The following is an 11,603-nucleotide window of genomic DNA, read 5'->3' as shown; positions in this document are numbered from 1 at the left end:
AAACATGCTAAAAGGAAAAACATATCTCATCACAGGAATTGCGGATGAGCACTCACTGGCCATGTATGTGGCCAAAACGATTAAAGAAAACGGTGGTCAGGTCATTTGTACGGGACTTGGTGTGAGTAAGTTTCACGAGGACTTATCAGACAAAGCCAAGTCTTTTCTGAATCAGAATTTCAAAGACTTTCAGGACAGTGTGCATCAGGAATTGGGAAAAGACACCCCTACCGAAATATTGGATGTCTCTGTGGATGCCAGCATTGATGAGTTTTGCAAACAACTGAAAACCAAAAAAATAAAAATTGACGGGTTTTTACATGCCATAGCTATGGACAAAACCATCAGAAACAAAGTGGTAAAGCCATTGCTGGATGTTACGTTTAAGGAATTTTGCGATACGATGGAAGTCTCTGCCTTTTCCCTGATCAGTCTCACGAGTCATCTTTTCAAAAATAACCTGCTGAACGCCGACGCTTCTATTTGTTCTATAAGCTATATAGCCGCATCTAAAGTTACCTTTCACCCTTACAGAAACATAAGCATCGCAAAAGCTGCTCTGGAACGCATAACCGTTGAATTGGCAGATGAAATGGGCAGAAAGAACGGAACGCGGGTGAATTGTATTCGTTTTTCGCCGTATATGGGGAGTAAAGCCGGAAATGCTACGCTAAACCAAAAGGATGTGGAACATGCTCATCGCAAAAGTCCGCTGGGCAACGCCCTGCCTGAAGATTTAGCATATGAAGTCTTGCACCTGTTAAGACCCAACGGCAGAATTACCGGTGAAATAAGACATGTGGACGGGGGATATAATATTATGGGGTAGTCCTAAAATTATAAGCCTTCACTTCTAAAGTATATTAGATTTAAGACCTATTCATAAAAAGAATAGGTCTTTCTTATTTTCCTAAATCGTAGTTTTACAGCTTTAATTTATCGATGTCATTTTGAAGAAAAAATTAATAGCAGGAGTAGTATTTGCTTTAGCAAGTTTTGGTTCATCAGCACAGAATGGCCTGGGATTTTGCCAGGGAAACTCCGGTGATCCCATTTTTGAGGAAGATTTTGGCGAGGGGACGGAAAACGGACCGGCATTGCCTGCAGGCACCACTTCATACAATTTTATTAACGCTAATAATCCTGGGGATGGTAATTACACCATCACTAATAGTACTTCTTCATTTGGATGGGATTTGCCCCAGGATCATACACCAAATGACCTGAATGGAAAAGCACTCGTCGTCAATGCTAGTTATACACCTGGAGAATTTTTCAGGACCACCATCAGTGGTTTGTGTGAGAATAACTCCTATGAGTTTTCCGCCTGGCTTATCAATATCTTACCAGCTTCAGGTTGCGAAGGTAACGGGATCCCGGTAAATGTCAGATTTCAGATCTGGGATGAAACCGATACTACAATTCTAGCTGAAGGCGATACCGGAGACATAAACGGTTCGAGCGCTCCAGCATGGGATCAGTATGCGCTAACCTTCACGTCTGAACCAGGACAAGATTCGGTGATTTTAAAAATGCTGAACAATGGCGCAGGCGGCTGTGGAAATGACTTGGCTATAGACGATATCGTTTTTAGATCCTGTGGTGATTTTACGGAGATTGTAAATGAAAACGGTATTACTAATCTACAGATTTGTGAAGGGGAGACTGTGAATGATTTGACTTTACAGGCCAATCCCGATTTTAGCGTGTATGATACGCATAGCTACCAATGGCAAAGTAGCCCTGATGGTGAAAACTGGACGAGTTTAGCTGGCGAAACCGATAATCAGTTGATTATTTCAGAACTGAATGAAACTCGATTTTTTCGAACACTGGTCGCTGAAGATCCGATTAATGTCAATAACACCTCCTGCAATAGTATTTCTACAACTTTTGAGGTTGAAAAAATAGATTTTATTGATCCTGTAAGCCTTGGAGATGTTTTTATTTGTGAAGGGGAGTCACAAAGCATCGCCGTGCAAACCGATCCCGGCATACGTGTGAATTGGTATGACAGCGAAAATGCCGGCAATCTTCTGGCAGAAGATACCTTTGCATTTACGCCCGAAAGCAACGGAATTTTTTATGCTGAAGCCACTACAGTAGAGGGAAACTGTACCAATCCCGACCGTGTGGCTATAGAATATGCTGTTTATGAAACTCCGGAACTTAGGGATGAAACGCTTGAAATATGCGAGGGCGACCAGATCACGCTAAGTGAAACTATTGAAAATGTCGACTATGTATGGAGCACCGGAGAAACCGGCAGTTCCATAGAAGTGGATTCTGCTGGAATTTACAGGCTCGATCTGATCACCGCAGACAACTGCGTAGTTTCCAAAGCATTTGTGATTGAAAGCATTTCAGCACCTCAGATTTCAGAAATTTCCAAAGTTGACAATTCCCTGGTTATCGAAACCGTTTCAGAAGGGGATTTCAGCTATTCCTTAAACGGATTCAGTTATCAGAATCAACCTGTCTTCGATAATCTAGAGGGTGGTTTATACACCGTTTATGTTCGTGAAAACTCTGGCTGTGGTCTGGTGACTGAAGATTTTTTATTTATCGATATACCTGAGTTTTTTACACCGAATGCCGACCTAAGAAACGATACTTTTAAGATAGGAGGAGATATTTATTACGATGAATTCGAAATTAATATCTTCGACAGGTTCGGGAAACTCATTGCCAAGGGTAACAAAGCCCCTTTCGAATGGGACGGGACTTTTAATGGCAGAGATTTACCCTCAGACGATTACTGGTACCGTATCAGACTAAACGGCAAAGTATATACCGGAAACATCTCTTTGATCAGGTAAGGCCTAAAACCCCAATAATCTTTCGTTAATTCTAAGCCGAAATTCAACTGGTATCGTGTATGACCTCTATATTCGAATAAAAACTTATGTTCGGATTATTTAAAAAGAAAACGGAATTAGAAAAGCTACAGGAACAGTATAAAAAACTTCAAAAAGAAGCCTTCGACCTCTCCAAAAGCAACAGACAAAAATCGGATGCCAAATTGAAAGAAGCCGATGACGTGGCCAAGGAAATCGATAAGCTAAACGCTCAGAATGCCTAGCGCATGAGATTAACCAGGAGTTCTTTCAGCAAATCTCCATGGGGAATCTGATTGGAATTCACCCCTTTGCTTTTCATATCGACTTCACGAATCAAAGCAATCGCCTGACTCGCCTGTTTCATAGAGTATTTCTGAGCAGCAAAACTATAATCCTTTACAAAAAACGGACTTACCCCTAAAGCTCTGCTGGCCGCCTGTTGGGATTTATCCTTAAGCGCATGGTAACGCAAGAGTTTATTGAAAAAGGAATTAAGTGTGGCTACTGTTAAGGGCAAGGGATGGTGTTTTGGGTTTTGAGCAAAATAGAATGCGATTTGCTGGGCTTTAACTTCATCTTTAATTCCAATCGCTTTATTCAATTCAAAACTATTGAAATCCTTGCTTATTCCGATATTTTCTTCGATGAGCTCAGGGGTTATCCTTGTTCCTTTGGGGACCACATACCTAAGCTTTTCGAGCTCTTTATAAATCAGTGATAAATTATTCCCCAGGAATTCGACAAGCATTTCCGATGCTTTTGGCGCTATGGAATAGCCCGAAGCCGATAAGGTTTCAGAAATCCATGGCGAGACCTGATTCTCATAAAGTGGCTTGGTTTCAAAATAAAAGTCTTTTTTCTTTAAAAGCTTAGTCACACTGTTTCGGCCATCCATTTTTTTATGCTTCACACAAAATACCAACACCGTGTTCTGCTGAGGTTGTTCGATATAGGATAACAAACTGTCCATGTCTTTCAGCAAAGCCTGAGCTTCTCTTACAATGATCACTCTATGCTCTGCCATCATGGGATATTGCTTGGCCTGTCCAATCACATCTTCGATAGTGACATCCTTTCCATACAGAATGCTTTGATTAAAAGCTTTTTCATCTTCAGACAAAACGCTCTGCTCAATTTTTTCGGCAATAAGATCCACAAAAAAAGTCTCTTTCTCCCCTACTAAACAATAGATAGGTGAAAATTGACGTCGATCTAGGTCTGAAAGTATCGATTTAAAATCCTTCATATAAGATTAGCTTCAATTTGATTCAATTTTGTTTCTTTGAAATATGCAAAAACTGAATTTTCCGGAATATTCATTTAAATTCAAAAGTAAAGAAAATAAGCCGGCTATATTTTCAATGCTGAGGAAAAAATACCTGGTCTTAACTCCTGAAGAATGGGTCAGGCAACATTGCGTGCAGTTTCTCATTTCAGAAAAAAAATATTCGTTATCCCTTTTAAGTGAAGAACGACAACTTTATTTGAATGGCATCACAAAACGCTATGATATCGTTGCTTACAAACCCACTGGTGAAATTGAACTCATTGTGGAATGTAAAGCACCTAACATTCCCATAACTCAGGAGACCTTCGATCAAATAGCGAGGTATAATCTGGCCTTAAAAGCAGATTATCTCATGATTACCAACGGAATGAATCATTACTTTTGTACAATGGATTATGAACACGAAACCTACCTCTTTTTAGAACATTTACCTTCACATTAAACCGATGAAAGCAGCCGTAGTTATTTTGAACTGGAATGGAAAAAAATTGCTGGAAACCTACCTTCCATCGGTGTTGGCACATTCCGTAAATGCTAAAGTCTATGTAGCCGATAATGCTTCAACCGACGATTCCTTAGATTTCATCGCTGAAACATTCCCGGAGGTTGTCATTTTAAAGAATGAATCCAATCTGGGATATGCCGGTGGCTATAATGAAGCACTTAAGTATGTAGAAGAAGACATCTATGTGCTGCTGAATAATGATGTTGAAGTCACTCATGCCTGGCTGGAAGGACTGCTTTCCTTATTTGAAACTTCAGACCGGATAGCAGCCGTACAACCTAAGATAAAGTCCATTCAACATCCGGAGAAGTTTGACTATGCCGGAGCAGCCGGAGGCTTTATCGATGCTTTAGGCTACCCCTTTTGCAGAGGACGGATTTTTGATCATCTCGAAAACGATAGGGGGCAGTACGATACCGATATGGAAATCTTTTGGGCAAGCGGAGCTTGTTTCGCTGTTAGAAAAGATTGCTTTAGAGAAGCTAAAGGCTTTGATGAAAGCTATTTTGCCCATCAGGAAGAAATCGACTTGTGCTGGAGGCTAAAAAATTCCGGCTACTCGATTTGGTGTTCTTCAAAAAGTGAAGTTTTTCATCAGGGCGGCGGGACCTTATCAAGTTCAAGTCCACGAAAAACCTTTTTAAATTTCAGAAATTCTTTAAGTACACTTTTAAAAAATTCAGAAAAAAATCCGATTCCGATTATTTTCCTGAGAATGGTAATGGATGGCTTGGCTGCTCTTAGATTTTTGGGTAAAGGAAAAATATCACACTGTTTTATCATTCTTAAGGCACATGTCAGTTTTTACAGTCACATTCCTGAGATGTTAAATAAAAGGAGGCTTCTTAAAAAAAAGAAACAAAAATTTATGGTCAAAAGTATTGTATGGTCTAGTTTTGTTTTAAAAATAACTAGGTTTGATCAGTTAAAATTCAGCAATAAATAATTGTTAAGTATACTATTTTTTAACTGACAGAGTTTAGATTTGTATAACTCAAAATTAAAACAAAACATGAAAAAATTATTTGCAATTGCGATTACAGGTATTTTGATGACGTCCTGCGTTTCTAATAAGAAATACGCAGAAATGGAAAGTAAATACCAAAACACTCAGGACCAGCTTAAAACTGCTGAAATGAAAATTTCGGTTTGTGAAGATGAAAAAAGATCGCTGAGAGCTTCCTATGAAAGTCAAATCAAAACCTTACAAAATACAAATTCTGCCTTATTAAATACCCAGGGAGAAATTGTCACGATTACCAAAAAAGGCGCTGAGAATTTAGAGCGTTCTTTGGAAAGTATGAAAGAAAAAGATCTTCAGATTAAAACCATGAACGATGCTATCAACAAAAAAGATAGTGTAACTCTTGCTTTAGTGACCAGTTTGAAAGGCGCTTTAAATGACATCAACGATGAGGATATCCAAATCAGCGTTGAGAAAGGCGTTGTTTTTGTATCGATCTCAGATAAATTATTATTTGGTAGCGGACAATACAAAGTGACTCAGGAAGCCAGAGCTGTACTTGCTAAAGTAGCTAAAGTGGTCAATGACAAGAAAGACTTTGACTTTATGGTTGAAGGCCACACTGATACTCAGCCTATCTCAAGAACAAACCTTGAAGATAACTGGGACTTGAGTACGAAACGCGCTACTTCTGTGGTAAGAATTTTACAGGAGGAATACAACGTAGACCCTACCAGAATGACTGCAGCGGGACGAGGAGAGTATATTCCTGTAGCGAGCAACGAAACAGCTGACGGCAGAGCTAAAAACAGAAGAACCAGAATAGTTATTCTTCCTAAACTTGATCAGTTCTTCGGAATGATTGAAGACGGAATGAAAAATGCCAAATAATTCAATCTTAAGAATTTTTAAGCCTCACGTTTTGTGGGGCTTTTTTATTGAATAAAATTAAAGTATTAGTTGCGTAAAAGAAGATTATTTCTATCTTTGCACTCGCAAAAACAGGTCGCGTAGCTCAGTTGGATAGAGCATCTGCCTTCTAAGCAGACGGTCACAGGTTCGAATCCTGTCGCGATCACTTATATGAATCCTAATCCGCTAATATTAAGCTGTTTAGGATTTTTTATTTCTAAATGTGTAGCCTCACGTGTAGCTCACGTGTTTTAGTTAATGTTCACATTAACCCATGTAAACGAGCAGATTTAATCTCTTGGAGGTAATAATCTGCAATATCATAATCTTCTTTCTTTTCAAAATCTGTAGCGTGGTTGTGGAATAAATCTGAGACCTCATAGAAATTTGAGCTTGGCAGTTTTTCTATTTTAGATTTCCATAATTCATATTTTCCTGCATCTGGAATTAAAACCACATCACGGTTCTCAATTTCTGATAACATAGAGTGGTTTAAGTTTTGACAACCTCCAACAGCAAGCCAAATAAAATTGGGGAAGGCAATTGACATGAGAATAGCTGTTTTTTCGCTTTCTACGATGGCAATCTTATTAGTTGGATATTCTTTTATTAAATGTAATCCAAAGGGCACTTGTTTAAGCTGAAACTTATCTTTATAGTGAATTGAGTGAAACCAGTTTTGAGCTATCCTTTTACCTGTGGAAGCGTTGTATTTAAATATTTTACCCGTCCTCACATTTCCTTTTATATCTATTTGCCAGAATAAAACACAGTTCATCCAGTTCTTATCATGATATCTACCGACCTTATAAAGCTCGTAGGCATGATCTAACATATCTTTGGATAGAACATCGCAGAAATACTTGTAAAAGGGTGTTTCATTAGCCATAGAACGACTTAAATCAACATATTTGCTGGGAATAGTTGTAATTTTCTCTATTCTGCTGTTAGGCTTAACTTTTATTTTCTTGACAGGATGATTAGTTGGAATATTTTGAGTGTGAGATTTTGGATTTTGCTCATAAAATTTTGATGGTGTTAAGTGATAACCACATTTAGCTTCTCTATTACACTTTCCTATTTCTTCAGCCACATAAGTGTCTGTTTGAGTGTTGATGTATCTTGAAAATTGATGTTTCTTATGACAACTTGGGCAAGTGTGTCTTGAACTTTTGCCTTTGTATGGCTCTAATGTTAATTTATAATTCATTTTTAAAAAGTTTTGTTTTTAACTACATGGTCTACACGGTCGACCTAAATAATGTAGATAATGTAGTTTGTTATTAAACTTTTATTTTTTATGGAGATAAAAAAACATACCTGATGATTGGCGTTTATTTTCAAAACCAAGTCCTTTCAATCTTTTAGACAATGTAATCTTTGAGCAAATCTTATACCCATTGGATTGACAATAATTTTTAAAATCTGAAAAAAGATCTATAAGGCTCATGAGGTCAGTTGACTTTTCGTATTGCCATTCTTGTATAAACATTCTTACTGAATCACTATCTAATTCAAATTCTTCAGATGCTCTTTTAGAATTTTCACTATATGTAAATTTCTTGTGTTCATATAATCTCATCATCCCATCAATAATCCAATTCAAAACTCCTGATAATTCACTAGTAATGATTTTTTGAGACAGTTTTTTATCCTGATCTTTTTCTGCAATTGTCTTTTCAAATGGTATAATTAAAAAACGTCTGTAATAGCCATGCGTATATTCGTTTTGTTTTGGCAAATCATTACAGTTGAACATCAGTTTTGCATAATTAATTATTTCATATACGTCTTTATAAAGTAATTTAGAATCTACCGGTTCCCTTGATACCAATTTTTTGAAAATATCAAATGAGCCTATTTCTCCTGCTTCGCTTGAAAAATTTAGAAGCTTGTCTTTGATTTTAGCTCTTGTATTAGGATTTGTGGTCAAATCGTGAAGTGGATAACTTGAGAAGTTATTAGAACCTAACAAAGCTTGTATGACTTCAAAGATGACACTTTTCCCATTGGATCCTCCTCCATATAAAAATAAAGCCTTCTCAAATTTTATATCGCTTGAATTTATGAAAATACTTCCAAGGTATTCACTGATAATTTGTTGCAGAGTGTAATCTGGTAAAACTTCATCCAAAAATTTCTGGAACAATGGTGAGGTCGCTTCAGGTTCAAAAGCAAAATCTAGTTGGTATGTCAAAAAATCCTCTTTATGAAAAGGTCTTAATCTAACTTCATTTTTATTTATTTCTAAAGTTCCATTTCTCAAATTAATTACGTTTTTCAACATATCTGGATTAGAAACTGAAATGGTACTAGCCTTAAATTGCTTCAAAAGATCCTCAGAAAATTTGAAGTACTGAGATTTTGTTTTTTTAATACCAGTTTTTTTAGCACATTCAGTTAAGAAAATCATTAGCTCATCATTGCCTAAGGCAGACCAGTAGCTTCTGTTGAATACATAAAGCTTATCCTGAAAATTTCTAAAGTCAAGATTTAAACTTCTTGAAGTTTTGAGAATTGAATTAACAACTATAACCTTATACTCATATTGTTTAATATCTTTTGTTTCCGTAACACCTGCCTCTGCCAAAAAATTTATCTTTTTAATATTGTCCAAAATTTTCTCCAAGATTTGAGCATTTATTTTTGGCTTTGATAATAACTTTTGCTCTTCTTGAGCTAATAAATCTATATCTATTTTTGAATTTTTCATTATACTGATTAAATAAGAGGTGAATAACTAATGATTGGATAACTTGTCTTGTACATCGGTATGTTTATACAAGACCTTCCCTCCTATCTTATAAGCATGTAGAATACCTTTATGGTTCCACTTATTGAGAGTCACAAAAGACACTCCAAGTTTTTCAGCGGCTTCCTGGCGGCTAATCCATTTAATTTCTTCCTGGACTTTAAGCTTCTCGTAAAGATTATCAAGTCCTAAATTAAATTCGTTGATAATTTCAGCTTTAAATTCTTCTGGCGATAGCTCATAGAGCTGCATTTTTGTTTGATTCATGTTTACGGTTTTTAATGATTAACATGAATCAAATGTATTGGGATAATGAGGTTTTATTAAGGAAATAAAGCAGTTCCGTACCTGAGAAATACTTTAATAATACTTGAAACTTATGTCTAAATATCTGATTTACAGATTTTAATGCATTTTTTAAAAACTGATTTAATATTTGGTTTTTTAGCTGCAGTTATTCCATTTAAGGATGAAACATTAGAATCTAGAATATCATTCATTACTTTTAAATAATCTGAGTCAGTTGTTTTTTTTCTTCCCAAAGGTTCATTTTTATGATACTCTTTTTCTATTAATTCTCTAAGACGTTTTAATTCAGAAGGCCCATATTTTTCTTTGCCGTAGATTCTTTTAAATTGTTTGATGACTTGATAACCAAAATAATTATTAAAGTATAATAAGTATGGTTTTACATTTTCAAATTCTAATAAAGAACTAACAAATTTTACTCTAAGATTTTGTTTAAGGAAGGCATCAAATATTTTAAGATTTTTTTCATGATAGTACTCAAAATCACATAACATAACACTGGCGTTTGACATTTGTGATGGCTTTACTTCTCCTTTTGGTTTATCTTTTAAAAAATAATCTCTACACGTTGTAATATCAGCTGTATAGAATAAGCTTTTAAAAGTTGATAGAAGTAAAAAAGGTTCTTGGTTGAAATTTATTTGGTTTATTATTTCTAACTCTGGTCTATACAAGGGATTTTTTGAAATCTCCTTAGCACATTCTTTATACTCCGACCTTAATAAACTTAATTTTTCATCTTCAGTAAAGCAGGCGGTAAGCTGATTACCTAAATCAGAAACAATATTTTTTGTTAATATAACGTGTTTCCTAAATTCATTAGACAAGAACAATGAATAATGATTATCAGGTTCAGCCATACGCCTTAAACTTTTTTCAGGTAAATCTATATAAGCTATTTCTGTATAGACCCCATTCTTACCATGAAAGTGATTGTAAGCAGATTGAAATTTTTTTACAAGCTTTTCTTTTAATTCCATATAATTCTATTAATCAGCCTTTATTAGATTTATAATCTCTTAATGTTATATAGGTAATCAATCACCTCCTGTCTACTCGGTTGATCTTCCAGCACGTTCTCTACATGCTTATTTATAAGTAGTACTTCATTCATATTTGAATTGCATTTTAAGCCGCCATGCCTTCTATAAAAGTATTAATGAAATCATTGATTTTATCAATAATACGCGGTATGCTTTTTTTGCGAATTAAAATGGATTGTTTCTCCTTCATGGATTTGCGCACTTTCTCTCGCAAGGCGGGGACTTCATCTGCAAAAAGCTTTTCTTCAATGATTTTTTCAACTTGAGCTTCATTAAGATTTTCTTCTTCACAAATCTGGAGAAAAGCCTTGCGTTGCTCTTCGCTCCACTAAGCATCAAAAGCTTCCTGGACGCTGCCTAGCTTCTGACCTACTAATTGTTGATCAATGAATTTTTCAATAAGTTCCTTTTTACTTCTTAAATCGATGTCTCCAGAGAGAATATCTGAAATCTGCTGACGCTTCTTCTGTTGTTCATCTGTATCCTCAATATTATTGATTTGATCTAACAGATTTAAAATATAAGCCACATTGATTTCATCCTTGTGCATCAACTCAATTTCAAAATCAACATCGTTCAGTATAGATGCTTTATCTGCTTCAGTATGTTGCTTAGTTTTCTCATAAATATCCAGATACTTACTTTTGTAATCTTCAAAGGACTGTTCATCCAATTCCAAATCTTCAAAATCGAAGTCTGAAAAGGTTCTTAAGGCATTAACGACACGCATCAAAGCTCTAAAGCGCTTAACAAAATGTTCCTCTTCTAATTCTGACCTTAATTCGTTTACGCTATCAACGGTTGGAGCAACGGCAACATTAAAAGCCGTTGGATATTTTCCAGTATAGTTTCTGAGATCATCCGTTTAGGATAGTTTAGGATAAAAGTTTTTCGAATATAAGAACAACCAATAAAATATTGACTCCTGGGGTAAGAATAAATGAGTAAAAATTGACTAATCAACGGCATCAATGGAAAACATACGGTTAT

General features: G+C 35.9%; 11 protein-coding genes, 1 tRNA gene and 1 pseudogene. 7 read left to right on the top strand and 6 right to left on the bottom strand.

Features of this window, described 5'->3' with window-relative positions:
• Nucleotides 1-4: 4 nt before the first annotated feature.
• The 3 genes from G3567_RS08645 to G3567_RS08635 all read left to right on the top strand — a co-directional run bounded on the left by G3567_RS08645 (nt 5) and on the right by G3567_RS08635 (nt 3,082).
• Nucleotides 5-829: an SDR family oxidoreductase gene (locus tag G3567_RS08645; protein ID WP_164004929.1), complete on the top strand. Its 825-nt coding sequence runs from the start codon at nt 5-7 to the stop codon at nt 827-829.
• Nucleotides 830-950: 121 nt separating this feature from the next.
• Nucleotides 951-2,819, top strand: coding sequence for a T9SS type B sorting domain-containing protein (locus tag G3567_RS08640; protein ID WP_164004928.1), 1,869 nt, complete (start codon nt 951-953; stop codon nt 2,817-2,819).
• Between the two features lie 86 nt (nt 2,820-2,905).
• The gene (locus tag G3567_RS08635) at nt 2,906-3,082 is read left to right on the top strand and encodes a Lacal_2735 family protein (RefSeq protein WP_164004927.1); all 177 of its coding nucleotides are present in this window, start codon (nt 2,906-2,908) and stop codon (nt 3,080-3,082) included.
• Here the strand turns inward: G3567_RS08635 and holA are convergent.
• Entirely contained in the window at nt 3,079-4,086 is a 1,008-nt protein-coding gene (holA, locus tag G3567_RS08630; protein ID WP_164004926.1) for a DNA polymerase III subunit delta, read from the bottom strand. The two genes, G3567_RS08635 and holA, sit on opposite strands and share 4 nt — an antisense overlap.
• A gap of 43 nt (nt 4,087-4,129) precedes the next feature.
• Here holA and G3567_RS08625 point away from each other — a divergent pair, with 43 nt between their 5' ends.
• The 4 genes from G3567_RS08625 to G3567_RS08610 all read left to right on the top strand — a co-directional run bounded on the left by G3567_RS08625 (nt 4,130) and on the right by G3567_RS08610 (nt 6,675).
• On the top strand, nt 4,130-4,570 hold the full coding sequence (locus G3567_RS08625) for a type I restriction enzyme HsdR N-terminal domain-containing protein (protein WP_164004925.1): 441 nt from the start codon (nt 4,130-4,132) through the stop codon (nt 4,568-4,570).
• A gap of 4 nt (nt 4,571-4,574) precedes the next feature.
• Nucleotides 4,575-5,579, top strand: coding sequence for a glycosyltransferase family 2 protein (locus tag G3567_RS08620; protein WP_164004924.1), 1,005 nt, complete (start codon nt 4,575-4,577; stop codon nt 5,577-5,579).
• 66 nt (nt 5,580-5,645) lie between these two features.
• The gene (locus G3567_RS08615; protein ID WP_164004923.1) at nt 5,646-6,488 is read left to right on the top strand and encodes an OmpA/MotB family protein; all 843 of its coding nucleotides are present in this window, start codon (nt 5,646-5,648) and stop codon (nt 6,486-6,488) included.
• A gap of 113 nt (nt 6,489-6,601) precedes the next feature.
• Nucleotides 6,602-6,675, top strand: a tRNA-Arg gene (locus G3567_RS08610).
• 96 nt (nt 6,676-6,771) lie between these two features.
• Here G3567_RS08610 and G3567_RS08605 read toward each other — a convergent pair.
• The 5 genes and pseudogenes from G3567_RS08605 to G3567_RS08585 form a co-directional block, all read right to left on the bottom strand.
• On the bottom strand, nt 6,772-7,719 hold the full coding sequence (locus tag G3567_RS08605) for a DUF6371 domain-containing protein (RefSeq protein ID WP_164004922.1): 948 nt from the start codon (nt 7,717-7,719) through the stop codon (nt 6,772-6,774).
• Between the two features lie 81 nt (nt 7,720-7,800).
• Nucleotides 7,801-9,222, bottom strand: a complete 1,422-nt coding sequence (locus G3567_RS08600; RefSeq protein ID WP_164004921.1) for a DNA primase family protein — start codon at nt 9,220-9,222, stop codon at nt 7,801-7,803.
• A gap of 27 nt (nt 9,223-9,249) precedes the next feature.
• The gene (locus G3567_RS08595; RefSeq protein WP_164004920.1) at nt 9,250-9,528 is read right to left on the bottom strand and encodes a helix-turn-helix domain-containing protein; all 279 of its coding nucleotides are present in this window, start codon (nt 9,526-9,528) and stop codon (nt 9,250-9,252) included.
• 116 nt (nt 9,529-9,644) lie between these two features.
• Nucleotides 9,645-10,550, bottom strand: a complete 906-nt coding sequence (locus G3567_RS08590) for a hypothetical protein (protein WP_164004919.1) — start codon at nt 10,548-10,550, stop codon at nt 9,645-9,647.
• Between the two features lie 148 nt (nt 10,551-10,698).
• Nucleotides 10,699-11,412 (bottom strand): annotated as a pseudogene (locus G3567_RS08585) (type I restriction endonuclease subunit R, EcoR124 family); the annotation flags it as partial.
• Nucleotides 11,413-11,603: the final 191 nt, after the last annotated feature.

The sequence above is a fragment of the Psychroflexus aurantiacus genome, assembly GCF_010820555.1.
Lineage (GTDB): Bacteria > Bacteroidota > Bacteroidia > Flavobacteriales > Flavobacteriaceae > Psychroflexus > Psychroflexus aurantiacus.
The sequence above is the reverse complement of the archived record's forward strand: the minus strand, read 5'-3'. Positions and strand labels throughout refer to the sequence as shown.

Excerpts from the sequence above, each read along its gene's own strand:
- G3567_RS08635 (WP_164004927.1), top strand. The coding sequence starts at position 2,906 with ATGTTCGGATTATTTAAAAAGAAAACGGAATTAGAAAAGCTACAGGAA.
- G3567_RS08595 (WP_164004920.1), bottom strand. The coding sequence starts at position 9,528 with ATGAATCAAACAAAAATGCAGCTCTATGAGCTATCGCCAGAAGAATTT.
- G3567_RS08590 (WP_164004919.1), bottom strand. The coding sequence starts at position 10,550 with ATGGAATTAAAAGAAAAGCTTGTAAAAAAATTTCAATCTGCTTACAAT.
- G3567_RS08620 (WP_164004924.1), top strand. The coding sequence starts at position 4,575 with ATGAAAGCAGCCGTAGTTATTTTGAACTGGAATGGAAAAAAATTGCTG.
- G3567_RS08615 (WP_164004923.1), top strand. The coding sequence starts at position 5,646 with ATGAAAAAATTATTTGCAATTGCGATTACAGGTATTTTGATGACGTCC.
- holA (WP_164004926.1), bottom strand. The coding sequence starts at position 4,086 with ATGAAGGATTTTAAATCGATACTTTCAGACCTAGATCGACGTCAATTT.
- G3567_RS08645 (WP_164004929.1), top strand. The coding sequence starts at position 5 with ATGCTAAAAGGAAAAACATATCTCATCACAGGAATTGCGGATGAGCAC.
- G3567_RS08605 (WP_164004922.1), bottom strand. The coding sequence starts at position 7,719 with ATGAATTATAAATTAACATTAGAGCCATACAAAGGCAAAAGTTCAAGA.
- G3567_RS08600 (WP_164004921.1), bottom strand. The coding sequence starts at position 9,222 with ATGAAAAATTCAAAAATAGATATAGATTTATTAGCTCAAGAAGAGCAA.
- G3567_RS08625 (WP_164004925.1), top strand. The coding sequence starts at position 4,130 with ATGCAAAAACTGAATTTTCCGGAATATTCATTTAAATTCAAAAGTAAA.